The sequence below is a fragment of the Ruegeria sp. BI7 genome (assembly GCF_056537925.1).
The window spans coordinates 118,471-142,663 of record NZ_JBQFSK010000007.1 but is presented as its reverse complement, the minus strand read 5'-3'; the positions used below and the strand labels follow the sequence as shown (position 1 = coordinate 142,663).

Here is a 24,193-nt window from a genome sequence, read left to right as displayed (position 1 = left end):
TGGCCTAGTATTTTGTCAGTCCAGCGTATCCGCAAGCCAGTTTTGCAGCAGGAAATGCGCAATGGCCCCCTTGCGAGCTGGCAGCAGGACCGGGTGTTCCCCGGCAAAGGCCTGCATCATCTCGGGCTTGCTGACCCACATTGCATCTTCGATTTCCACCGGATCAATGGTGATCTCGCGCGACAACGCCTCACCCGCGCAACCAAACATCAGCGAGGCCGGGAATGGCCAGGGTTGGCTGGATAGATAGCTGACCGGGCCAACCGGCACGCCTGCCTCTTCCATCACCTCACGTCGAACCGCTGCCTCAAGCGTTTCTCCGGGCTCGACAAATCCAGCCAGCAGGGAATACATCCCCTCGGGCCAGCCCGGTGATCGCCCCATCAAAACCGAATCCCCATGGGTGATCAGCATAATGACCACCGGATCGGTGCGCGGAAAATGCTGACCACCGCATTCGGCGCAACTGCGCTGCCATCCAGCTTGGGATACTTCGCTGGGTGCGCCACAACGGGCACAGAACCGATGCGTTTCGTGCCAGCCAATAACGGCCTTGGCGGCCGCAGCCAATTCCGCATCGCGGGCAGACAGTCGGGTCATGATCCGGCGCAACTCAGCAAAGACATAGCCTGTTGGCAGGTCCGGGTGTTGCTGTTCCGACGGGTCGATAAAGGCACCGACCTGCGACATGTCCAGCCCCTCGGGGGACCAGCCCGAGATATCCAGCGCAAAAACCGGATCACCGTCTGAAAGTCCCAGAAATACAGGTTCTTCAATACTGCCGCCCGGGCCGTTTTGTACCAGTCCGTGGGTTATGGGAATCAACCCCAGGCGGTCCAGTGCTTCCCCCTGAACCAGCGGCTTACCACGCCACAGCAACAGGCAGGTCGCTTGCGGATGCGCGCGCACCTGCGCCAAATGGTCTGCATTCCCTCGAATATGCGCCGCGCGATCAAGGCCCGAGCTGCCAAATGTCACCAGTTCCGCGTGTTTCATAGGATTTCCCTTGGGTCGTCGGCACAGGGCTGCCACGGCTGCCCTTTTGTTGCAATGCCAATGTTGCAATGCCAATTCGCACCACCCGAAAACTTGAAGCCGTCAATTGACTAAAAGCACGCTATGCAAGTTGCATTTATTATACTTTTTGGAGAAAATGATTAACATATAACCGCCAGAAGTAGAAACTTGACACATCCCCTTCCCCCGTCCCGCGCGCCACTGAAGATACGGGTTCTGGCAACATCCGATCTGCACATGAATCTATGCGGCTTCGACTATTTTTCGGACAGCCCCGACCCCTCAATCGGCTTTACCCGCACCGCCAGCCTGATCCGCGCAGCCAGGTCCGAGGCCGAAGCGCAGGGTGCTCTGGTGGTTCTGTGCGACAACGGAGATTCACTGCAAGGCACGCCACTGGGGGAATGGGCGGTTCAATCCGAAAATGCACCGCACATCCTGATGCAGGCATTTTCCGAGCTGGGTTATGACGCAATCGGCCTCGGAAATCATGATTTCGGCTTTGGACTGGAAACGCTGGACCGCGTAATTGCAGATGCTGCGTGCCCTGTGATTTGCAGCAATGCACACCGACAAGACGCCCCCAACTGCTGGCAAGATCATACGATGTTGAATCGAGAAATAAAATTTGATGATCAACATGTTACGCTGAAAATTGGTGCGTTCTCAGTCCTACCACCGCAGACAGCCAAATGGGAAGCACACCTGCTGCAAGGCAAGGTCGTCATCGAAGATATCCTGACCTGCGCCGCACAAAAAGTGACGAATCTGAAAGCGCAGGGTTGCGATTTGATCCTTGCGTTGGCGCATACAGGGATAGGGTCGGCCGAACCGGAAACGGGTTTGGAAAATGCCGTCATCCCGCTGGCCGGTATCGAAGGAATTGATGCGCTGATTGCCGGGCATTCACATCTGACACTGCCCGGAAACGCACATGACGGGATTGAGCACGTCGATGCAAATCGGGGTCTGGTTCACGGAAAGCCGGTGGTCATGCCCGGTGCGTCCGGGTCATTTCTGGGGGTGATCGACCTGACATTGGACAGGGCGGGAAATGGCCATTGGACCGTTCAGGATCATCGCGTCAGTCTGCGTTCGATATGCCCAACCAAACCCGACGGCTCACCCAAGCTTATCCAGGAAGACCCTGTTTTGGCGCGCCTTTTCGCCCGGGGCCATTCGGAAACCCGGCGGCGCACGGCGCAACCCGTTGGCCAGACCGATCAGCATTTGCACAGCTATTTCAGTTTTTGCGCCCCGGACAGAGGTTTGGTTCTGACCGCCGCGGCCCAGGCAGCAGCCCTGCGGCCCTATCTGCAGGACACGTCATTTGCGGATTTTCCTGTTCTGTCCGCGACCGCGCCTTCAAAGTTCGGGGGGCGTGCCGGCCCCCGGTTTTTCACCGACGTCCCGCCCGGCCAGATATGCCTGCGCCATGTCAACGACATGTATGCGTTTCCCAATGAGCTGCAGGCGGTAGTTGTCACCGGAGAGCAGATCAGCGACTGGCTTGAGATGTCTGCAGGTGTGTTCAACCAGATTACGCCGGGACATCAGACCACATTGGTCGACATCAACAGGGCGGGGCATAATTTTGATATTATACAGGGACTTACTTATCAATTTGATCTCTCTCAACCGGCTCGGTTCGACGCTGGCGGTCACTTGATCGACCCCGTCAACCGGCGCATTCGCAACATTCGCTTTGACGGCCAACCGATGGCCGCCGATCAACGGTTCGTCGTCGCACTGAACAATTACCGTGCCAATGGCGGGGGTCACTTTCCCTTTGTTGATCAGGCCGAGCCCATCGCGCTGCCGAACCTGCCTGTTCAGCGCGTCTTGCAGGACTATCTGTCCGGCGCACTGCCGCAAGATCCCTTGCAATATGCGCCCTATCCTTTTGGCTTTGCCCCGATGCAGGGCGCGACTGCGCTGTTAAGAACCGGTCCGAAGGCACAAACCCACATTGCCGAGCTTGAAGAATATGACCCTCACGTCGTCAGAGAAGACGATGAGGGCTTTTTGCTGATCCGTTTGACGCTCTGACGGGTTGTGTTTCCTGCGCCCGTTGCCTATATCAGACCCCGAGAGGTTGGCGCGGGCGAGCGCCTCGCCAACCTGGTCAGGTCCGGAAGGAAGCAGCCACAACGAGCCCCGCTTGGGTCGATGTCCAACCTCTCACTTTAACTCCCGACATTGAAAAGTTGCGAACAGGCCTAGGCAATCAACCGTGGCCAGACAGCCGAATTGCGCCGGGCAAAGGCACCGATATGGCCAACCTCGGACAGTCCGAACTCGGCCGGAGACAACAAATGGCGGCGTGCGTTGGGCCCGTACAGATCAGCCAGCCGCCAGACCGCGTTCATTGGCACCAGATCGTCATCCTCAAAGCTGAACAGATCCACTGGTGTGTCTGACTGTGCCCAGCGGGCCTCGGGCAAGGACACGCCGATTTCGGGCAGGTAGTTGCGCGGCGCAGTACACCAGCGGCGCCACTGCCAATAGACGCTGGCAGGCAGGTTCGATCCGAATCCCAGTGCCTTGCCCGGCAGGTAACCCAGCGCTTTTACGGCCAGGGGCGCGTGTCCGTACCAAAACAGCAAAGCCAACGCCCGATAAGGCCAGGGATGGTCCGACACAGTCACCGGCCCGGCGCAGACGCAGATCATACGGTCGATCTGATCAATATCGGGCTGAATCGGCCCCAGCATACCGCCGACGGAATGGCCGATGCTCCAGTGCTGCGCGTCGGGGTATCGCCTGCGCATCTCGGCCCGAGCCGCAGGCATGTCGATCAGCGCCCAATCCGCCATCGTGGCCTGAGCTGACTTCAATGGCCTGCTCTGCGAATGACCGAAATCGCTGTAATCATAGGTCAGACAGGCAATGCCATGTTCCGCAGCCAACCAGCGTGCGAAATGCTGATAATAGTCGCGCGGCACCCCGGTGGCGCTGTGGATCACCACTGCGATCCCAGATTCGGCCACCGGCAGGTACAGCCGAGCCGACAGTTGGGTCGAACCAGAAGGAAACTGAAAATCCTCGGTTAAAACAGCTTGTGCGGTATCCAGCATGGCGCCCTCAATCTGAACCGATTAGTTCACCACCCCAAACGGCATCTTTTGCCACCCTAAGTCAATCCTGTTTCCGCATGACCACGCGTCCACTTTGCCCCACCAAAAGGCGGCTTGACTCAGGTCACCCCTACCCGCTAGCGATTGGGTGATGGTTCTCGTCCCCGGTCCCCGGGGCGGGATGAAAAGGGAACACGGTGCGGTTCTGCCCGGAATACCGGAACGAACCAAGGCCGCGACTGCCCCCGCAACTGTAAGCGGTGAGCAATGCCGAAACACCACTGGCCGCAAGGCTGGGAAGGTCGGCAACGCAACGACCCGCAAGTCAGGAGACCTGCCATCGAACAAGAAACCGAAACTCGGACGGGGTGTCCGGGCAGGTCGTCAGCACGCTGCCACACCTGATCCATGCCCCCGTTCCACGCGCGGAGGGCGCAATATGATCTGGAAGACAAAGACACACCAATTTACCGCAACCGTTTGCCAACGCACAGGAAAAACCTGTCCGGCGCTGGCCCGGATGGCGCGCACGATCGTGCAGGCGATGGACGCGGCCGTTCCTGCGACGACGCCTGATTTTGAGTTCGACGGCAGCACTGAGCTGGCCTATTGCACGCAAGGATGCAGCGCACGGTTTCGCGCGCAAAAAGACCTGATCCGCGTCTTTTGCGACGCAAGTGATGATGCGCCCCTCGAGTCGCTGGATGCTTACGCAGATATGATGTTCGGCCCGGATGTGACTATACGCCCTGCAGGCATGCTAACCACCCCACCCTGCGCCATGCTTGAGGTCACAGCGATCCCGCCCAACCCGGTAGCACAGGCAGAACGACAGGTGGCGCTCTGATCTAGTCGCGCGTCCGCCCAAGGGCTGCCCATTCCATCTGGCCGTCGGTCTCGACGGCGCAGGACCGCACCGCCCGCAAACGGGCCAACGCTGTCTCGGGGTCTTCGCCATGCTTGACCATAAGGCGCAGCACGATCATCCCGGACCGGCCACAGCCGCCCCGGCAATGCACCAACACCCGCCCCCCGCGGGACAGAATATCAGTCGCCGCAGGGCTGACACTGCCCCACGCCGCGTCAACCTCAGGAGGCGGCGTACCGAAATCCGCAACCGGCAGATGCACCCATTCGATATTGAGTGCGTGCAGGTCTTCGCCAAGCCCACTTGCGCCCTCTTGCAGCATTTCGACCTCGGTGGTCATCGAGATCACAAGATCCGGCTGCCAGTCGCAGATCGTTCCCAAGTCCCGCGTATACCCGCCACCGCGCCCCGGAAGGGGCGACAAGGCAACGGTGCCGTTTCCAATCTGAACTGAATGAAGTGCGAACTGGCTCACTACGGACCCTCCCTGATACTCGCTTCTAAAGCGTGCAAATTGTGCTGCAAACCGAAATTCACCCAAGCCTGCTGTGGACGCGGGCGGCGGGGGTCTCTACGCTGCATCGGAACCCGAATCCGACAGAGCAGATATGAACGACACGCCCAGCCCCGCCTATCAGGTTCTTGCCCGCAAATACCGCCCGGAAACCTTTGCCGATCTCGTCGGTCAGGATGCCATGGTGCGCACGCTGAAAAATGCGTTCGAGGCCGACCGGATCGCACAGGCTTTCATCATGACCGGCATTCGCGGCACCGGCAAAACCACCACGGCACGGATCATCGCCAAGGGCATGAACTGCATCGGCCCCGATGGTGACGGCAAACCAACGACCGAGCCCTGCGGCCAATGCGAACATTGCGTGGCCATCATGGAAGGCCGCCACGTTGACGTGATGGAGATGGACGCCGCCAGCCGTACTGGTGTGAACGATATCCGCGAGATCATCGACAGTGTCCGCTATCGCGCCGCCAGCGCGCGCTACAAAATCTATATCATCGACGAGGTCCACATGCTGTCGACCAGCGCGTTCAACGCGCTGCTCAAGACGCTTGAAGAACCGCCCGAGCATGTGAAGTTCATCTTTGCCACCACCGAGATTCGTAAAGTGCCAGTGACGGTTCTGTCGCGCTGCCAACGGTTCGACCTGCGCCGGATCGAACCCGAGGACATGATCGGCCTGCTCGGCAAGATTGCGGCGGCGGAAAACGCTCAGATCGCGGATGACGCGCTGGCGCTGATTACCCGTGCGGCTGAAGGCTCGGCTCGGGACGCGACCTCGCTGCTGGATCAGGCGATCTCGCACGGTGCGGGTGAAACCAGCGCCGATCAGGTCCGCGCGATGCTGGGCCTGGCTGATCGCGGTCGGGTACTGGACCTGATGGACATGATCCTGCGCGGGGACGCTGCAGGCGCGCTGACCGAGTTGGGCGGGCAATATGCCGAAGGAGCCGATCCGCTGGCCGTGCTACGCGATCTGGCCGAGATCACCCATTGGGTCTCTGTGGTTAAAATCACGCCAGACGCAGCCAATGATCCCACCGTTTCGCCGGACGAGCGCGCGCGTGGTCAACAAATGGCCGAGGCCCTGCCGATGCGCGTCCTGACCCGGATGTGGCAGATGTTGCTTAAAGCGCTCGAAGAGGTCTCGGCGGCCCCAAATGCAATGATGGCAGCTGAAATGGCAGTGATCCGACTGACCCATGTGGCTGACCTGCCCAGCCCGGAAGAGTTGATCAAACGTCTGCAAGACACGCCCCCACCGCCAAATGGCGGACCCGGTGGCGGGATACCGGTGCCATCGCATGCCGCGGTTCAGACGCAAGCGCCGGTGGCATCTTCTTACGCAGCTCCCGCCCATGGTGGGGGCGGCGGCGCTCCCAGCGCGGCGTTGGCGCAGGATGTGCAGGCCGCCCTGGCACGCTATCCGACCTTCGATCATGTGGTCGAACTGATCCGCGCAAACCGGGACGGTGTGCTTCTGGATGAGGTCAAGCGGTCTTTGCGGCTTGCAGCCTATCAACCCGGGCGTATCGAATTCCAACCGACCCAGCGTGCCTCGGCCCAGTTGGCGCAACGTCTGGGGACCGCCCTGCAGCGATGGACCGGTAACCGCTGGGCAGTCACTGTCGTCAACGAAGGCGGCGGCGAGACGATCTATGAAAAGGAAAACGCGGCTGAGGAAGCACTGAAGGCAGAAGCCCGCGAACACCCGCTGGTGCAGGCGGTTCTGGCCCAGTTCCCGAAGGCGCGGATCAAAAGCATCGAAACGCCAGAGCAACGCGCAGCCAAGGTCGAAACCGAAGCCCTGCCCGAGGTCGAAGACGAATGGGACCCGTTCGAGGAAGACTGAGCCACTTCAACACACACCCCCGAAATCCTCCCGCGCCCGCCACGGGCCATCGGCTGACGCCGATCGCCCTGAGCGGCCTTGGGCCCGGCAGCGCGGGCTTTGCCCGCGCTGCCGGGCCCAACGGGAGGAAAGGTCTTTCAAAGACCTTGACGACGGGCGGGAGCAACCCCACCCCCTTGTGCCACACGGGTACCACCCGTATTTAGGCGACAAAGCGATACACAGGAGAATACCGATGCTCAAAGGACTCGGCGGTCTGGGCGACATGGCCAAGATGATGAAATCCGCGCAGGACTTGCAGGCCAAGATGACCGACATGCAGGAAGAGCTGAACAACATGACGGTCGTTGGCGAATCCGGTGCAGGACTGGTCAAGGCCACCGCCACCGCAAAAGGTGAGCTGAAAGGTCTGGACATCGACCCATCGATCTTTAACGGCGACGACAAGGAAGTGGTCGAGGACCTGATCCTGGCCGCCATCAAGGACGCACAAACCAAAGCGACTGAACGCGCACAGGCCGAAATGGCGAAGCTGACCGAAAGCATGGGCCTGCCCGCAGACATCAAGCTGCCGTTCTGATACACCCTCCTGACGGATCATCGGCCGGGCGCCCCTGCCCGGCCCATTTGCAGGAGCACCCTCGGTGAGTTCGAACAGCGATATCGACAACCTGATTGATCTGATGGCCAAGCTGCCGGGCCTCGGCCCCCGCTCGGCCCGCCGCGCGGTTTTGCACCTGATCCGCAAGCGCGCCCTGCTGCTGACACCCCTGTCGGACGCCATGCAGCAAGTTGCCATCACCGCCCGCGAATGCCTGAACTGCGGCAACGTCGGCACCACCGATATCTGTGACATCTGCGACAGCGAGGACCGCGCGACCGGGGAACTGTGCGTTGTCGAAGACGTCGCCGATCTGTGGGCGATGGAGCGCGCAGGTGTGTTCAAAGGTCGTTATCACGTTCTGGGCGGCACGTTGTCGGCACTGGACGGTGTCGGCCCGGACGAACTTCGCATTCCTCGCCTCAAGGACCGCGTGACAGCCGAAGGGATCACCGAGATCATTCTCGCCCTGAACGCCACCGTCGACGGTCAGACCACCGCCCATTATATTGCCGATCAGTTGGAAGGACAGGTCCGCCTGACCTCGCTGGCGCAAGGCGTGCCGATTGGCGGAGAACTGGATTACCTGGATGACGGGACGATTACGGCGGCATTGAGGGCGCGGAAAGAGCTTTGATCTTGTCAGGTGTTCCGTTTGACAAGTGCTCAAGCTAATTTCTGGTGATATTGCATTGCACCAACCATTCATACGGCAGAACATTGACCGCGACGTTGTTCGGCAGTTGATAAAATGACATGCTCCGATAACTCCAAGCATATGGAACGCAGTCTTTTAGGGCTGCTGCATGTAAATAGAACTGAAACTCTCTTGGCGCATTTCGAAGCGTTTGAAAGAACGAATTCCTAAACTCTACGTCCGCACCGAAGGCATTGATTTCTCGGGCACGTAGAAAGCTTGTATACGACCCGACAAACACGCCTGAAAGGCTCATAGCCATGACAATAAACACCGGCAGGGTCACTTGGGACTTGAAACCAAGCTTACTTAAGAACGCACCAACAAAAAAACCAAAAAAACCGCCGAGAAACACAAAAGCCAACCAAAATGGGGCACCCAATCGACCGTTCCAAATCGTAATAAATGCTATTGGCTGAAAAACACCTCCGAACAGGAATAGAGAAGTCATAGAGTATGCGAAAACGCTGAACAGCGCGGTGAGCAACAGCTTCATCGGCTCCAAGTCACTGTAATTTCTTACAAAGAAGTTATACCTTTGTAATTCAATAAAAAATTAATAACGTCAATAGAACCCTGTTAGTTTGAGAGTTGTTTGATGACCCGCCTTCTCGCCCTCACAATCGCCGCCTTCACCGCAACTGCCGCTTGGTCGCAGGAACTGATCGATAAGGGCTTTGTTGAGGGTTGGAACATCATGATGGACCCCGCGCTTGGCAACGGGTGTCTGATCCAGACGATCTATCAAGACCTCTCGGTGGTGCGTATCGGCTATGACGCGTTGGACAATCGCGGGTATTTCGCCGTCTACAACAAGGCCTGGGGCGATATTGAGCAGGGTAAGAGTTACCCAATCCGCTTCGAACTCGATGGTAAAAGCTTTGATGCCACTGCCATCGGCTTCAATCAGCGTGACGTGCCGGGCGCGACAGTGTTCTTCACCGACCGCAGTTTCGTTAACGCCATCGCGCAGAACAAAACCATGACCGTCTATAACCCGGCAGGCGAAGTGGTGATGGCAATTGATCTCAAGGGCACCGCCAAAGCGCTGGACTATGCCCGCGACTGCCAGAACCGGAAGCTCTAACGAATCGGATCGAACAGCGCGTCTTTGGCTGTGCAATCGCGGATAACGTCGCGACCACAAGGCACCGGACTAAGGTCGCGCGACAGGCACAGACGGACCTCTTCAATATAGCCCTGCTTGCAGGTGATTGTGATCATGTCCCGCTCTAAACCGGGATTGGCCTTCAAAAACGCCTCTTCGACCACCGAGGCGGGTAACTTGACCGATGTCTCCAATTGTCGGAACACCTGCGGACGCACAACTCCGTCATAAGCCTCCCGAGACAGCGCGAAATAGTCGGGCGCGGACAGCCCCGAACAGGTTCCGTGCTTTTTCCACTGGTGCCACGCCAAACCCGAAGAGCCCTGAATATCCGTCATTTCGCGTGTCATGCGGCGCGCTGGCGGCGCCTCAGCCGTGCGACAGAACGCTGGCCACCCCTGGTGATATTGCGGCCACAACCCATGCAATATCCAACCGTGATCATGGCGCGCATCGCATTGGTCTGACCCGCGCGCATCGCCTTCGCGGGCGCACCAGTTGGGCGACCAGCTCAGCGACAGGACGTAATAGTCGAATTCACCGGCTTTCTCTCCGTCTGCCAGTGCGGCGACCGCGCTCAAGACCCACAAAATCACCCAGCGCATTCGCCTCTTCCCTTCTTGCCTTGCCGCGACTATATAGGCCCCAAGTTCCCCGACAACGGAAACCTGCCCCAAAACCACGGGGCCGCCGAATTCCGGCGACGGGACAGATGTATTTATAGGAGACGGGCTGATGGCAAAACCGCTTATGGCCAAGGCAACAGCCGTATGGCTGGTGGACAACACCACGATCAGCTTCAAGCAGATCGCGGATTTCGTAGGCATGCACGAGTTGGAAGTGCAAGGCATCGCCGATGGCGACGTAGCCGCGGGCGTGAAAGGGTTCGATCCCATCGCAAACAACCAGCTGACCCAGGATGAGATCGACTCGGCGCAGGGTAACCCGCTGCATAAGCTGAAGCTCAAGTTCAACCCCGCTGCCAGCGGTGAAGAAAAACGTCGTGGTCCGCGCTATACCCCGCTGTCCAAACGGCAGGACCGTCCGAACTCGATCCTGTGGCTGGTAAAATTTCACCCCGAGCTTAGCGACGGTCAGATCGCCAAGCTGGTCGGCACCACCAAGCCGACCATCCAATCGATCCGCGAGCGCACCCACTGGAACATTTCGAACATGCAACCGATCGACCCGGTTGCGCTGGGCTTGTGCAAACAATCCGAGCTGGACGCCATCGTTCAGAAAGCCGCGGCCAAGAAGGCAGCCGAAGGTGGCGTCATGAGCGATGACGAACGCCGCAAGCTGGTTTCGACCGAACAATCGCTGGAAATGGATGCAGCACCCAAGATCCCGACCGCAATCGAAGGTCTGGAAACCTTCTCGCTGTCTGACGAGCCTGTGGAAGAGAAAGAAGAAGAGCCGGTCATCGACGCCGACAGCTTCTTCAACCTGCCCAAAGGCGGGACCGAGGACGAAGACGAAGACGATCTGCGCCCCTAAGGCACAGATGGCCCCGGTCCGAACAGGCTGGGGCTTTTTTCCCGCAGGGATTCCATGCTGACCATCCTGTCCAAAATCTTTGGCCCGCACCGCGCCGTATCGATCTATGCTTTTTTGAAGACATGGGGTTTGTTGGCGGTTGCAATCGTCGGCACCATCTCAATTGCTACCGCATTGCTGGTTTTCAATGACAACGGCACGCACGAACATGACTCGTACCTGACCGTTTCGGTTCTTTCGGCAACCCCCGTGAACGGGGATTTGAAGAACGGTGTCATAGCCTCGGTTCAATTGCCGGATGGGTCGGCTACGTCCATCAACGAACCCAAAGAGCATGTCGCACGAACAGTAGGCACCACAGCCTGTGTCGAAAAACGTGTCTACGTAAACAGCGGAGAAGCACGGTACAGGTTCAAATTGCCGAGCCTGTGCGAGGCCAACCAATAAGCAAAACCGCCCGGAGGTATCTCCGGGCGGTTTTTCCTTTAGATCATCTGAAACAGAATACCAGCAATGATCGCCCCGGTAATCCCAAGCCCCAGATAGGTGGCAAAGACCCGTAGTTTGACCAGTGACCACACCGCTGCCATCGCCGGGATCGAGCTGACCGCACCCGCGATCATGAACGACATCGCGGCCCCCGCACTCATCCCCTGTTCTGTCAGCCCCGCTAGCAGTGGCGGCGCGACGTAGGAATTCAGATAGGCAGGCATCCCAACCAACGCCGCGATCACGATGGGTACGACACCTTCGCCCCCCACCACGCGGGCGATCAGATCGGCCGGAACATAGCTGACCAACAGCGCCTCTAACACATAAGCCAGGGCCAGCCATTTCAGCAGGAACAGCCCGTTGTGAACGAATTCCGACCGGAACCTCTGACGACGCTCAGCTTCCTGCCAGAATCTCCAGACCGGTTTGTCATCCTGTTTTGGGCCACCACAAGCGCTGCAACCGGCCGGTTTGTAGTCGCGCAGCGGTTGGGCAAAGGCGCCCGAGCGCATCAGGCCGCGCACAACGAAACCGCCGAACAGACCCAGCGCCACCGCAGCAACCGCCTTGCCTATCGCAAAGGGCCATCCCAACGCACCGGCGGTGATCAACAGGGTTGGCGGGTCAATCAACGGAGAGCTGAGCCAAAACGCCATCACCGCAGACAGGGGCGCACCCAGCGCCAGCAATCCGGCAATGAACGGGATGACCTCACAGGAACAGAACGGCGCCAATCCACCAAACACCGCAGCAAGGAAGATCATCCGCGTCTCGCGCCCTTCAAAGGCGCGCGCGACCATCACCTCGGCCCCGGTCGCCTTGAGGTAGGACAGCAACAAAACGGCAAACAGGATATACTGGCCGGTATGGATCAGCGCCTTACCAGCAAAAGTCACGATTTCAACCCAATTACCAGGGTCCAGAACAGCCACGGCGGCCAGGATTGCAACGATCAATGCCCAAGGGGTTTTGATCAGATCAAGCGCCTTCACGGACACTTTGGGATTTTGCGTCAGTTCAGCCATCGTTCGCGGCCTTTCCCACTTCGTCCGCGCAGCATTCGGCAAGGATGAACTGCGCCAGATTTCTCAACTCGTCATAGCTGGCACGGTTGATCGTGCTGCGCCCGACTTTCTCTTGTTCCACGACACCGCCAGCGGCCAAAAACCGAAGGTGATGAGCCAAGGTTGACGGTGCTATTCCCGTCCGCTCTTGAATTTCACCAACCGTCAGGCCCGCCTGCCCGGCGCGGACCAAAGTTCTCAGAACCTTCAACCGGGCCTCGGACCCCATGGCCGAAAATCCTGCTGCAGCAGTTTCCCACATATTCGATTCTCCATTAAACTAGTTTTCTAGTTATTTAGGTGAATTGAAACCCACCGTCAACCACGGCAACGCGGGAATTTTTGGAAAAGTCATAAGTCCAGATTGCTCATCTTTTAGGTCCACCCTATAAGACCTCATGGCAATATCGGTCGATACATTCTTTCTTGAGCTGAACGGGCAAGGTACGCTGCAGGCGCAGATCCAGCAGATGATTGCCGAAGGCATACTGTCCGGCAGGTTTCATGTGGGGGAAAAGCTGCCCTCATCACGCAAACTGGCCGCTCATCTGGGTGTCAGCCGGATTACGGTGACGCTGGCCTATACCGAACTGCTGGCCAATGATTATCTGACGGCAAAGGGGCGATCGGGCTATTTCGTCTCGCAAAACGCACCGGTGCCGCCGAAATACACACCCCTTCAGCGCGGTGCCGAAACCGTGGATTGGGATGCTGCGCTGGCCCGCCGATTCTCGGGCGGGGACATGCTGTCGAAACCACGGGACTGGCGCAGCTATCGCTATCCATTCATTTACGGGCAGGCGGATCGCAATCTTTTTGACCACGCCAACTGGCGCCTGTGTGCCGTACGCGCCCTTGGGCACAAGGATTTCGAATCCCTCACCACCGATTACGTGGATCAGGATGATCCGCTGCTGGTCGAATTCATTGCCCGTCACACCCTGCCCCGCCGCGGCATCGCCGCCCGCCCCGAAGAGATTCTGATCACCATGGGCGCGCAGAACGCACTGTGGCTGGCCTCACGCATTTTGCTGACCCACAATCGCACCGCGGTGATCGAAGACCCATGCTATTACTCTCTGCGCAGCCTGCTAGAGCATTGGGATTGCGACGTGACTCCGATACCCGTCGACCGCGACGGGCTGCCCCCTGAGACATTGCCTGACACCGCCGACGTTATCTTTACGACGCCCAGTCACCAAAGCCCAACCACTGCAACTATGCCCGTTGAGCGTAGGCACAAATTGCTGGAGCGCGCGCATGACTTGGACGCGATGGTGGTCGAAGACGATTATGAATTCGAAATGGCCTTTCTGGGCGCGCCTTCTCCGGCGTTGAAGTCAATGGACCGCGATGGCCGCGTGATCTATGTCGGCAGCTTTTCAAAATCGCTATTTCCGGGATTGCGCCTGGGATACATGGTTGGCTCGGAACCTTTCATCCGCGAGGCGCGGGCACTGCGTTCGTTGGTGTTGCGCCACCCACCGGGGCACATCCAGCGCACCGCCGCCTATTTCCTGTCATTGGGCCATTACGACGCGCAGATCCGACGCATGTCCAAGGCTTTGGCGCGCAGGCGCGAAGCCTTGGACCAAGCGATCGACAAACACGGGCTGACAGTGGCCGGGCGTGGCATCATGGGCGGATCATCCCTGTGGATGTCTGCCCCTGAACACGTCGACACAACGCAACTGGCCCACACGCTGCAGGGCCAGAGCGTTCATATCGAACCCGGCGCGCCGTTCTTTTCGGGGCCGGATCAGCCGAAGAATTTCTACCGTATCGGCTATTCCTCGATCCGGCAGGACCGTATCGAACCGGGTGTGAAATTGATTGCAGAAGCCATCCGCGGCTGTTAGCGCCATACTGGACATATTCCGCAAATCCATCTGGCCCTAACGCAGCCCTCCCCCATAGGTCAAAACCGTATGCAAAGGCGGGGCACCGGGCCCGGCCATTCCACACATGCGCGGAGATCACACACATGAAAATGACGACTGAAGAAGCATTCGTTAAGACGTTGCAGATGCACGGGATCGAACATGCGTTCGGTATCATCGGCTCGGCCATGATGCCGATCTCGGATATTTTCCCGAAGGCCGGAATTTCGTTCTGGGACTGTGCGCACGAAGGGTCTGGCGGCATGATGGCCGACGGCTACACCCGCGCGACCGGCAAGATGTCGATGATGATCGCGCAAAACGGTCCTGGGATCACCAACTTTGTAACGGCTGTTAAAACCGCATACTGGAACCACACACCAGTACTTCTGATCACACCACAGGCCGCGAACAAAACCATCGGTCAGGGCGGTTTTCAGGAGATGGAGCAGATGCGCATGTTCTCGGACTGCGTGGCTTATCAGGAAGAACTGCGTGACCCGTCGCGTGTCGCCGAAGTTCTGAACCGGGTAATCCTGCAGGCCAAGCGTGCCTCGGCACCGGCTCAGATGAACATCCCGCGCGATATGTGGACCCAGGTTATCGACATCGAGCTGCCGAAGATCGTTGAATTCGCTCGCACCGCAGGCGGTGACGAGGCGCTGCAGGAAGCGGCTGACATTCTGTCGGAAGCCAAGTTCCCCGTCATCCTGAACGGCGCTGGCGTTGTTCTGTCCGGTGCGATCCCCGCATCTGCCGAGCTGGCCGAACGTTTGACCGCACCGGTCTGCGTTGGCTACCAGCACAACGACGCCTTCCCCGGCTCGCACCCGCTGTTTGCCGGTCCTTTGGGCTATAACGGCTCGAAAGCTGGTATGGAGCTGATCGCCAAAGCAGACGTCGTACTGGCTCTGGGCACCCGATTGAACCCGTTCTCGACCCTGCCCGGCTACGGCATCAACTACTGGCCGACCGACGCCAAGATCATTCAGGTTGACTTGAACCCTGACCGTATCGGCCTGACCAAAGATGTCACGGTTGGCATCGTTGGCGATGCCAAGAAAGTTGCCGAAGGTCTACTGGCCCGTCTGGGTGATCATGCTGGTGACGCAGGTCGAGAAGATCGCAAAAACACCATCGCCACCACCAAATCTGCTTGGGCGCAAGAGCTGAGCTCGCTGACCCACGAGAACGACGATCCGGGCACCACTTGGAACGAGCGCGCCCGCGCCGCCAAGCCCGACTGGATGAGCCCGCGCATGGCGTGGCGCGCAATTCAGGCGGCGCTGCCGACAGAGGCAATCATCTCGTCCGACATCGGCAACAACTGCGCCATCGGCAATGCGTATCCGTCGTTTGAAGAGGGTCGCAAATATCTGGCTCCGGGTCTGTTCGGTCCCTGCGGCTATGGCCTGCCAGCGGTTATCGGTGCCAAGATTGGCTGCCCCGATGTTCCGGTTGTTGGTTTCTCAGGTGACGGCGCATTCGGCATCGCAGTGAACGAGCTGACGGCGATTGGTCGCGAAGAATGGCCTGCTGTAACCCAGATCGTTTTCCGCAACTATCAGTGGGGCGCGGAAAAGCGTAACTCGACCCTGTGGTTCGACGACAACTTCGTGGGCACAGAGCTGGACCAGCAAGTATCGTATGCGGGCATCGCGCAAGCTTGTGGACTGAAGGGCGTTCAGGCGCGCACACAGGACGAGCTGACTGCGGCGCTGAACCAGGCGATCATCGATCAGAAAAACGGCATCACCACGCTGATCGAAGCGATGATCAACCAGGAATTGGGTGACCCGTTCCGCCGCGATGCGATGAAGAAGCCCGTCGAGGTCGCTGGTATCGACGCTGCGGACATGAAGCCCCAGGCCGGAGCATAATTACGTGAAGCCCCTGCGCCAAATACTTGGGGCTGCGACCAGTTCCAAAAAGATCATCGCCCTTGCTGAGGGCGATGATCCACGTGTGGTGGAAGGTGCGCTGAAAGCGCGTGCCGAAAATGCCGCCGATATCATCCTTGTGGGCGATCACGCCAAGATCACCGCCTTGCTGGCGGAAAAAGGCGGATCCGATGTGGACGGGATTACCATCCATGACCCCACGACATCCCCCCATACAGATCGGTTCGCCACGACCTATTATGAGCTGCGCAAGCACAAGGGCATGACGCCAGAGAACGCGCAGAAACTGATCAGAAGCCGCCTGAACTATGCCGCCATGCTGGTCCACCTGGGACTGGCTGATGGCACCGTCGGAGGGGCGGTTGAAACCACCTCGGACACTGTGCGCGCCGCTTTGCAGATCATTGGCAAAGCGCCCGACGCTCATATGGTGTCCAGCTTCTTTTTGATGATCTATGACCGCGACCACCACGCGGTTCAGGGTGTTCACATCTTTGCCGATTGCGGTCTGGTTGTTGATCCCGACGAACGGGAACTGGCCGAAATCGCGCAGGCATCGGCGGCGTCGTACCACGCACTGACCGGCCAAGAACCCCGTGTTGCCATGCTGTCCTTTTCCACAGGCGGCAGCGCCAACCATCCCAAAGTTTCCAAGGTGGTCGAAGCCACCCGGATCGCCAAAGCCGCAAGCCCGCACCTGCTGATCGACGGAGAGCTGCAGTTCGACGCCGCCTACGTGCCCGAAGTTGCCAGCAAAAAGGCCAAAGATTCGCCGTTGAAAGGGCAAGCCAATGTGTTTGTTTTTCCGAATCTCGACGCCGGTAACCTTGGCTACAAGATCGCGCAACGCATCGGCGGGGCAGAGGCCGTCGGCCCTGTTCTGCAGGGGCTTGCGAAACCGGCAAACGACCTGTCGCGCGGCTGTTCAGCCGATGATGTGCTGCACATGATCGCCGTTACAGCTGTTCAGGCCCAGCATGCCGAAGCTGAGCCCGAGACGTGTTGACCTGAGCCCATAACAACCCCGGCGACAAGCCCGCCGATGACGCTACAGCGTCAAGAAGGACTATTAAATTGATGCTGGCCAAGACCCAGATTTCAAACTTTGTCGGTGTAAACGCCACGCAGAAGGCCCGTACCCTTTTTCCGGGCATTCTGGTGGCGGTCATCGTTGCCGTGTCCGCCAAGTTTCTGTCCGAGCATTATGCGACGCCAGCCATGCTGATGGCGTTGCTGTTGGGCATTGCGCTCAGCTTTCTTGGGGAAGAAGGTAAAACCGTTCCCGGTATCGGCTTTGCAGCGAAATCATTGTTGCGCCTGGGCGTGGCCCTTTTGGGCGTTCGGGTTTCGATGACACTGATGATGGGGCTGGGCTGGGATTTGATCGCGCTGGTCGTGGGCGGGGTTCTGGCAACGATCGGCTTTGGCCTTCTGGTTGCACGGTTTTTTGGCCACAAATGGCGCTTTGCCTTTTTGACGGCAGGGTCTGTCGCGATTTGCGGCGCCTCTGCCGCAATGGCCATCAGTGCCATCCTGCCCAAAGATGAGCGGTCCGAGGAACGGCTGATCTTTACCGTTCTGGGCGTGACCGTTCTGTCGACCATAGCGATGATCGCCTATCCGATCCTGGTGCGGACACTGGGAATGAATGACATCGCGGGCGGTGTGTTCCTGGGCGGTACGATCCACGATGTGGCACAGGTGGTTGGCGCAGGATTTTCGATCTCGGAGCAGACCGGCGACACCGCAACACTGGTAAAGCTTATCCGTGTGGCGATGCTGGCCCCGGTGGTTCTGGTCGCGTCGCTGATCATCCGCGGTGTTGCTGAAATGGATGAAACTGGCAAACGGCCCCCGATCCTGCCGGGCTTTGTCCTTGGATTTCTTGTTCTGGCTGCCGCCAGCTCATTCGGCCTGATCCCGCCTTTCATCACTGAACTGCTTAGCCAGGCATCGCGGTGGCTGCTGCTGATCGCCATCGCGGCGGTGGGCATGAAAACCAACCTGAAACAAATCCTTTCGGTCGGCGGCGCTGCCATCGGCCTGATCGTCGTAGAAACTCTTTTCATTGCAGGAATTATCCTAGCCGGAATAACTTTCCTGACCTGATCCGCCCCGACAGAAGGACGCCAGATGACCATCCAGCAACCGAAGATAGACACCAGCCCTAAAGTCTCGGACGAGGTTCGGCGCACCACCTGTTACATGTGTGCCTGCCGCTGCGGCATCAACGTTCATATGAAAGACGGCAAGGTCGCCTATATCGAAGGCAACCGCGATCACCCGGTGAACAAGGGCGTTCTGTGCGCCAAGGGATCGGCGGGGATCATGCAGGTCAACGCGCCGTCGCGGCTGCGCAAGCCGCTGCGCCGGGTTGGTCCGCGCGGCTCGGGTGAGTTTCGCGAGATCGAATGGGACGAAGCGATCAGCACTGCCGTTGGCTGGCTGAACGAGCTGCACGAAACCGCGCCGCAGAAACTGGCCTTCTTTACCGGTCGTGACCAAAGCCAAAGCTTCACCAGCTTCTGGGCGCAGAATTTCGGCACCCCCAACTATGCGGCACATGGCGGGTTCTGTTCCGTCAACATGGCGGCGGGCGGCATCTACACCATGGGTGGCGCGTTCTGGGAATTCGGTCAGCCCGACTGGGATCACACCAAGCTGTTCATGCTGTTCGGCGTGGCCGAGGACCATGACAGCAACCCGATCAAGATGGGCATCGGCAAGATCAAAAAGCGCGGCGCGCGGGTAATCGGGGTGAACCCGATCCGTTCGGGCTATAACGCTGTCGCCGATGACTGGGTCGGGATCACGCCGGGCACCGACGGGCTGTTCATCCTGTCGCTGATCCACGTGTTGATGAAGGCGGGCAAGATCGACCTTGATTACCTCAGCCGCTACACCAACGCGCCGGTTCTGGTGAATGCCGCCGAAGGCCCTGAGAAAGGCCTGTTCTTGCGCGACGCCGATGGAAAACCGCTGGTGATCGACCGAACCACAGGCGAGCTGACCGCCTTTGACAAGCCGGGTGCGCGACCTGACCTGTCGGCGACCTACGAAAAAGATGGCGTCACTCACCGCCCGGTCTTCCACCTGATGGCGGACAAATACCTCAGCGACGACAACGCGCCCGAGGCCGTGGCCGAACGCTGTGGTATCCCCGCCAGCCGCATTCGTGCCATCGCGGCCGAAATCGCCCGTGTTGCCTTTGACGAAGCGATCGAGCTGGATCACGAATGGACCGATTTCCGGGGTGAGAAGCACTCCAAGATGATCGGTCGTCCGGTCAGCTTCCACTCGATGCGCGGAGTTTCGGCCCATGCCAATGGGTTCCAGACCTGCCGCGCGCTGCACGTGCTGCAAATCCTGCTGGGCACTGTCGAAGTGCCCGGAGGTTTCCGTTTCAAACCGCCCTATCCCAAACCGGTCGAGGCGCACCCGACACCGCATGGCGACCGCCGTCCGGGCCGACCGCTGAACGGGCCGCATCTGGGCTTTCCACGCGGTCCCGACGATCTGCTGCTGGACGATGACGGCAGCCCCATTCGCATCGACAAGGCGTTCACCTGGGAAAACCCGATGTCGGCCCACGGGCTGATGCATATGGTGATTTCAAACGCTGCTGCGGGTGATCCCTACAAGATCGACACGCTGTTTATGTACATGGCAAACATGTCGTGGAACTCGTCCATGAACACCAAAGGCGTGATGGAAATGCTGACCGCCAAAGATGATGACGGAAATTACGTCATTCCGAACATCATCTATTCCGATGCCTATTCCTCGGAAATGGTGGCCTATGCCGATCTGGTCTTGCCCGACACCACCTATCTGGAACGGCACGACTGTATTTCGCTGCTGGACCGCCCGATATGCGAGGCTGATGCCGCCGCCGATGCGATCCGCTGGCCGGTGATCGAACCCGATCGCGACGTCCGCGGTTTCCAGTCGGTGTTGATCGAACTGGCCAACCGTATGAACCTGCCCGGCTTCACCAACGAAGATGGCAGCGCCAAGTGGAAGGACTATGCCGACTATATCGTAAACCACGAACGCCGCCCGGGCATTGGCCCGCTGGCCGGTTTCCGTGGCCCAGATGGCGACAAGGAAGGGCGTGGTGAGGTCAACCCGGAACAATTGAACCGCTATATCGACAACGGCGGCTTCTATGTCGCGCATATTCCCGAAGGTGCGGATTACTACAAACCTTGGAACGCAGCCTATCAGGACTGGGCCGTGGGCATGGGTATCTATGACAGCCCGCAACCTTACCTTTTCCAGCTTTACTCGGAACCGATGCGCAAATTCCAACTGGCAGCCGAAGGCCATGGTGAGAGGCAACCACCCGAGCATCTGCGCCTGCGTATCAAGGACACGATGGACCCGCTGCCGATCTGGTACGAGACCGATCAACAGAGCAACGAAGGCTTCACGGTCAACGCCCTGACCCAACGCCCGATGGCAATGTACCATAGCTGGGGCACCCAGAACGCCTGGCTGCGCCAGTTGCACGGGCGCAACCCGCTTTATGTCCCGACCAAACTGATGCGCGAGCACGGGCTGCAGGATGGTGACTGGGCCAAGGTCAGCTCGCCGCATGGGGCAATCACGGTGCCGGTCATGGAAATGGCAGCGCTGAATGAAAACACCGTCTGGACCTGGAACGCCATCGGCAAGCGCAAAGGCGCCTGGGCCCTGCAAGAGGACGCGCCCGAGGCCACCAAGGGCTTCCTGTTGAACCATCTGATTCACGAGCTGATGCCGCCGAAAGGCGACGGCATGCGGTGGGCCAACTCCGACCCCATTACCGGTCAGGCCGCCTGGTTCGACCTGAAGGTCAAAATCGAAAAAGCCGAAGCCCCGGGTGACGCCGAAAGCCAACCGGAATTCGACCCTATTAAATCGCCGGTGGGAACCGGCCCGAAAGATCTGGCGTGGAAGGTAGGCAAATGACCCAACTCCCCCAATCCACCGAACGTAAGATGGGTCTGGTTATCGACCTGGACACCTGCGTTGGCTGCCATGCTTGCGTGATTTCCTGCAAAGGCTGGAACACCGAAAACTATGGCGCGCCGCTGTCGGATCAGGATGCCTATGGCGCCAATCCGTCGGGCACCTTCCTGAACCGTGTGCATTCCTACGAAGTGACACCGGATGAGGGTCACGCACAGCTAATCCATTTCCCCAAATCCTGCCTGCATTGCGAAGACGCGCCCTGCGTCACCGTGTGCCCCACCGGGGCCAGCTATAAGCGGGTCGAGGATGGCATCGTTCTGGTCAATGAAAGCGACTGCATCGGCTGCGGCCTATGCGCGTGGTCCTGCCCTTATGGCGCGCGCGAGCTGGATCAGGCGGAAGGTGTGATGAAGAAATGCACCCTGTGCGTTGATCGCATCTACAACGAGAACCTGCCCGAGGTGGATCGTGTCCCCTCTTGCGTGCGCACTTGCCCCGCCGGGGCCCGGCATTTCGGTGATCTTGGCGATCCTGACAGCGACGTCAGCAAACTGGTGGCTGAGCGTGAGGGCATGGACCTGATGCCGGAAATGGGCACCAAACCCGTCAACAAATACCTGCCACCCCGGCCCAAGGATCAGATCGAGGATCAGATCGACATTCTGGCCCCGCTGCTGGCCCCGGTCGCCGAAGAACCCAAAGGATTCCTTGGCTGGCTCGACAAAACTCTGGAGAAGCTCTGATGCATCCCGCACCTTCCGTCATCGTCTTCACCACCCTCTCGGGCCTGGGTTTTGGCCTGCTGTTTTTCCTCGGCCTCGGCTTGCCCGTCGTCACCGGCTGGGTCGCCTTTGCGCTTTTTGCCATCGGCTTTGGTCTTTCCGTCGGCGGCTTGCTGGCCTCGACCTTCCACCTGGGCCACCCGGAACGCGCGATGAAGGCCTTCACGCAATGGCGGTCAAGCTGGCTCAGCCGTGAAGGCTGGTGCGCAGTCATCGCCCTGGTCCTGATGGGGCTTTACGCCATCGGCGCGGTGTTTTTTGGGCAGCGCTGGGGCGCTCTGGGCGTTCTCGGTTCCTTGTTCTCACTGGCAACAGTGTTCACGACATCGATGATCTATACCCAGCTCAAGACCATCCCGCGCTGGAACATGAAGCTGACACCCGCCATGTTCCTCAGCTTCAGCCTTGCGGGCGGGGCGCTTCTGTCCGGGCAACTTGCTTGGGCGATGCCGTTGTTGTTGATCGCCGGCGCGGTGCAACTGATGTACTGGCGGCAAGGGGACAAGGCCTTTGCCCAATCCGGCACTGATCTGGGCACCGCTACAGGCCTGGGCGGGCGCGGTTCGGTTCGGGCGTTTGAACCACCCCATACCGGCACCAACTATCTGCTGCGCGAGTTCGTCCACGTGGTCGGGCGCAAACACGCCGAAAAGCTGCGGATCATCTCGTTCACGTTGGCCATTTTCGTACCGCTGATCCTGTTGATGCTGCCATTCCATCACATACTGGCATTGCTCGCCGTCCTATCCCATCTGACTGGCGTTGCAATTTCCCGATGGCTATTCTTTGCACAGGCCGAACACGTCGTCGGGCTGTACTACGGAAAACGATAATAAAAGGGGGCTCTCAGCCCCCTTCTTTTTTAGCCTGACAGGCCAATCCATCTTTTCCAAGGGATTGCCAACCGGGTGAAAACATCCGGCCAGGCCGGGCTCAAATCAAACCGGCATAGGCCATTGCGGCATCAATGGCGGCCTTGGTGCTGTTTTCCAGCGGTGTCAGAGGCGAGCGTACCTCGTCACTGCACAGACCCAGTTTGCTAAGCGCGTATTTTGCCCCGACCAGACCCGGCTCGAGGAAAATCGCCTCGTGCAGGGGCATCAGGCGATCCTGATATTCCAGCGCCTTGGCAAAATCGCCTGCCAACGTCGCCTGCTGGAACTCGGCGCAAAGCTTCGGTGCGACATTCGCGGTCACCGAGATGCAGCCAACACCGCCATGCGCGTTAAAGCCCAGCGCGGTCGCGTCTTCGCCGGACAGCTGGCAGAACGCGGGCCCACAGGCCGCACGCTGCTGGCTGACGCGCGCCAGATCACCAGTGGCGTCCTTGACGCCCACGATGCGCGGCAGTTCAGCCAGTTCACCCATGGTTGCCGGGGTCATGTCGACGACCGACCGACCGGGGATGTTGTAGATGATGATCGGAATATCGGCGCAATCATGCAGCGCACGGAAATGTGCCACCAGACCCTTTTGGGTCGGCTTGTTGTAATACGGCGTCACCACCAGTGCCGCATCGGCACCGATCCGTTCTGCGAATCGCACAAAGCGGATTGCCTCAACCGTGTTATTCGACCCCGCCCCGGCGATAACCGGAACCCGACCGGCGGCCGCTTTGACCACCTCTTCCACAACGGTTTCATGCTCTTCATGACTAAGGGTCGGGCTTTCACCGGTGGTGCCCACAGGAACCAGCCCGGTCGAGCCTTCCTGAATCTGCCATTCCACCAAGTGTTTGAGCGTCTTCAGGTCCAACTCGCCGTTTGAAAACGGTGTGACGAGGGCTGGCATTGAGCCTTTGAACATGACACGCTCCTTAGTGTGCAGTTTGTGTTTTTTGTGCCCAAGGATCGTCACAATCATGGCGATGTGAGTTGATACCGT

Annotated in this window: 23 protein-coding genes, 1 other RNA gene and 1 riboswitch; of the genes, 16 read left to right on the top strand and 8 right to left on the bottom strand. The window is 59.1% G+C overall.

The window, feature by feature from the left end; all coding sequences use genetic code 11:
- Window positions 1–15: 15 nt before the first annotated feature.
- Entirely contained in the window at window positions 16–996 is a 981-nt protein-coding gene (gene nudC, locus ACR0JB_RS16100) for an NAD(+) diphosphatase (RefSeq protein ID WP_170398351.1), read from the bottom strand.
- A gap of 189 nt (window positions 997–1,185) precedes the next feature.
- Here nudC and ACR0JB_RS16095 point away from each other — a divergent pair, with 189 nt between their 5' ends.
- The gene (locus ACR0JB_RS16095) at window positions 1,186–3,066 is read left to right on the top strand and encodes a bifunctional 2',3'-cyclic-nucleotide 2'-phosphodiesterase/3'-nucleotidase (RefSeq protein ID WP_254437453.1); all 1,881 of its coding nucleotides are present in this window, start codon (window positions 1,186–1,188) and stop codon (window positions 3,064–3,066) included.
- Between the two features lie 39 nt (window positions 3,067–3,105).
- Window positions 3,106–3,204, top strand: an RNA gene (ffs, locus tag ACR0JB_RS16090) — signal recognition particle sRNA small type.
- 32 nt (window positions 3,205–3,236) lie between these two features.
- On the opposite strand, the gene ACR0JB_RS16085 is transcribed toward ffs, so the two are convergent.
- The gene (locus ACR0JB_RS16085; protein ID WP_170398349.1) at window positions 3,237–4,094 is read right to left on the bottom strand and encodes an alpha/beta hydrolase family protein; all 858 of its coding nucleotides are present in this window, start codon (window positions 4,092–4,094) and stop codon (window positions 3,237–3,239) included.
- Between the two features lie 135 nt (window positions 4,095–4,229).
- A riboswitch (cobalamin riboswitch) is annotated at window positions 4,230–4,450 on the top strand.
- Window positions 4,451–4,533: 83 nt separating this feature from the next.
- Between ACR0JB_RS16085 and ACR0JB_RS16080 the strand changes: the two genes are divergently transcribed.
- Window positions 4,534–4,941: a hypothetical protein gene (locus tag ACR0JB_RS16080; protein ID WP_170398347.1), complete on the top strand. Its 408-nt coding sequence runs from the start codon at window positions 4,534–4,536 to the stop codon at window positions 4,939–4,941.
- 1 nt (window position 4,942) lies between these two features.
- Here the strand turns inward: ACR0JB_RS16080 and ACR0JB_RS16075 are convergent, their stop codons facing one another.
- Window positions 4,943–5,437, bottom strand: coding sequence for a protein-tyrosine phosphatase family protein (locus ACR0JB_RS16075; protein ID WP_170398345.1), 495 nt, complete (start codon window positions 5,435–5,437; stop codon window positions 4,943–4,945).
- A gap of 133 nt (window positions 5,438–5,570) precedes the next feature.
- Here ACR0JB_RS16075 and ACR0JB_RS16070 point away from each other — a divergent pair, with 133 nt between their 5' ends.
- From ACR0JB_RS16070 to recR, 3 genes are all read left to right on the top strand, one after another.
- The gene (locus ACR0JB_RS16070; protein WP_170398343.1) at window positions 5,571–7,331 is read left to right on the top strand and encodes a DNA polymerase III subunit gamma/tau; all 1,761 of its coding nucleotides are present in this window, start codon (window positions 5,571–5,573) and stop codon (window positions 7,329–7,331) included.
- A 235-nt stretch (window positions 7,332–7,566) separates the two neighbouring features.
- A complete protein-coding gene (locus ACR0JB_RS16065; RefSeq protein ID WP_170398342.1) occupies window positions 7,567–7,911 on the top strand; it encodes a YbaB/EbfC family nucleoid-associated protein in 345 nt (114 codons plus the stop codon).
- Window positions 7,912–7,975: 64 nt separating this feature from the next.
- Window positions 7,976–8,569 carry a recombination mediator RecR gene (gene recR / locus ACR0JB_RS16060; protein WP_170350998.1) on the top strand — a complete coding sequence of 198 codons (594 nt, stop codon included), beginning with the start codon at window positions 7,976–7,978 and terminating at the stop codon, window positions 8,567–8,569.
- 34 nt (window positions 8,570–8,603) lie between these two features.
- Here the strand turns inward: recR and ACR0JB_RS16055 are convergent, their stop codons facing one another.
- Entirely contained in the window at window positions 8,604–9,125 is a 522-nt protein-coding gene (locus tag ACR0JB_RS16055) for a hypothetical protein (protein ID WP_170362305.1), read from the bottom strand.
- A gap of 102 nt (window positions 9,126–9,227) precedes the next feature.
- Between ACR0JB_RS16055 and ACR0JB_RS16050 the strand changes: the two genes are divergently transcribed.
- Window positions 9,228–9,716: a hypothetical protein gene (locus ACR0JB_RS16050; RefSeq protein WP_170351000.1), complete on the top strand. Its 489-nt coding sequence runs from the start codon at window positions 9,228–9,230 to the stop codon at window positions 9,714–9,716.
- Here ACR0JB_RS16050 and ACR0JB_RS16045 read toward each other — a convergent pair.
- Window positions 9,713–10,342 (bottom strand): ribonuclease T2 family protein, encoded by a 630-nt coding sequence (locus tag ACR0JB_RS16045; protein ID WP_170398340.1) that lies wholly within the window; start codon window positions 10,340–10,342, stop codon window positions 9,713–9,715. The genes ACR0JB_RS16050 and ACR0JB_RS16045 overlap by 4 nt on opposite strands.
- A gap of 130 nt (window positions 10,343–10,472) precedes the next feature.
- On the opposite strand from ACR0JB_RS16045, the gene ACR0JB_RS16040 reads away from it, so the two are divergent.
- Together ACR0JB_RS16040 and ACR0JB_RS16035 are read left to right on the top strand one after the other, a co-directional pair.
- Window positions 10,473–11,234 (top strand): DUF1013 domain-containing protein, encoded by a 762-nt coding sequence (locus ACR0JB_RS16040; protein ID WP_170351002.1) that lies wholly within the window; start codon window positions 10,473–10,475, stop codon window positions 11,232–11,234.
- Window positions 11,235–11,288: 54 nt separating this feature from the next.
- The gene (locus tag ACR0JB_RS16035; protein WP_170398338.1) at window positions 11,289–11,681 is read left to right on the top strand and encodes a hypothetical protein; all 393 of its coding nucleotides are present in this window, start codon (window positions 11,289–11,291) and stop codon (window positions 11,679–11,681) included.
- 38 nt (window positions 11,682–11,719) lie between these two features.
- On the opposite strand, the gene ACR0JB_RS16030 is transcribed toward ACR0JB_RS16035, so the two are convergent.
- Both ACR0JB_RS16030 and ACR0JB_RS16025 read right to left on the bottom strand, forming a co-directional pair.
- Window positions 11,720–12,751: a permease gene (locus ACR0JB_RS16030; protein WP_170398335.1), complete on the bottom strand. Its 1,032-nt coding sequence runs from the start codon at window positions 12,749–12,751 to the stop codon at window positions 11,720–11,722.
- Window positions 12,744–13,052 (bottom strand): ArsR/SmtB family transcription factor, encoded by a 309-nt coding sequence (locus ACR0JB_RS16025; RefSeq protein WP_170398332.1) that lies wholly within the window; start codon window positions 13,050–13,052, stop codon window positions 12,744–12,746. Before ACR0JB_RS16025 ends, ACR0JB_RS16030 begins: the two co-directional genes overlap by 8 nt.
- A 136-nt stretch (window positions 13,053–13,188) precedes the next feature.
- Here ACR0JB_RS16025 and pdxR point away from each other — a divergent pair, with 136 nt between their 5' ends.
- The 7 genes from pdxR to ACR0JB_RS15990 all read left to right on the top strand — a co-directional run bounded on the left by pdxR (window position 13,189) and on the right by ACR0JB_RS15990 (window position 23,142).
- Window positions 13,189–14,649, top strand: coding sequence for a MocR-like pyridoxine biosynthesis transcription factor PdxR (gene pdxR / locus ACR0JB_RS16020; protein ID WP_170398329.1), 1,461 nt, complete (start codon window positions 13,189–13,191; stop codon window positions 14,647–14,649).
- Between the two features lie 125 nt (window positions 14,650–14,774).
- Window positions 14,775–16,550 (top strand): sulfoacetaldehyde acetyltransferase, encoded by a 1,776-nt coding sequence (gene xsc / locus ACR0JB_RS16015; protein WP_170398326.1) that lies wholly within the window; start codon window positions 14,775–14,777, stop codon window positions 16,548–16,550.
- Window positions 16,551–16,554: 4 nt separating this feature from the next.
- Window positions 16,555–17,577, top strand: a complete 1,023-nt coding sequence (gene pta / locus ACR0JB_RS16010) for a phosphate acetyltransferase (protein ID WP_480645131.1) — start codon at window positions 16,555–16,557, stop codon at window positions 17,575–17,577.
- Between the two features lie 71 nt (window positions 17,578–17,648).
- Window positions 17,649–18,680 carry a YeiH family protein gene (locus ACR0JB_RS16005; protein ID WP_170398320.1) on the top strand — a complete coding sequence of 344 codons (1,032 nt, stop codon included), beginning with the start codon at window positions 17,649–17,651 and terminating at the stop codon, window positions 18,678–18,680.
- 24 nt (window positions 18,681–18,704) lie between these two features.
- A complete protein-coding gene (locus ACR0JB_RS16000; protein ID WP_480790069.1) occupies window positions 18,705–21,524 on the top strand; it encodes a molybdopterin oxidoreductase family protein in 2,820 nt (939 codons plus the stop codon).
- On the top strand, window positions 21,521–22,270 hold the full coding sequence (locus tag ACR0JB_RS15995) for a 4Fe-4S dicluster domain-containing protein (protein ID WP_170362313.1): 750 nt from the start codon (window positions 21,521–21,523) through the stop codon (window positions 22,268–22,270). Before ACR0JB_RS16000 ends, ACR0JB_RS15995 begins: the two co-directional genes overlap by 4 nt.
- Window positions 22,270–23,142 (top strand): dimethyl sulfoxide reductase anchor subunit family protein, encoded by an 873-nt coding sequence (locus ACR0JB_RS15990; protein WP_170398313.1) that lies wholly within the window; start codon window positions 22,270–22,272, stop codon window positions 23,140–23,142. Before ACR0JB_RS15995 ends, ACR0JB_RS15990 begins: the two co-directional genes overlap by 1 nt.
- Window positions 23,143–23,242: 100 nt before the next feature.
- On the opposite strand, the gene dapA is transcribed toward ACR0JB_RS15990, so the two are convergent.
- Window positions 23,243–24,115, bottom strand: coding sequence for a 4-hydroxy-tetrahydrodipicolinate synthase (gene dapA / locus ACR0JB_RS15985; RefSeq protein ID WP_170362315.1), 873 nt, complete (start codon window positions 24,113–24,115; stop codon window positions 23,243–23,245).
- Window positions 24,116–24,193 lie beyond the last annotated feature (78 nt).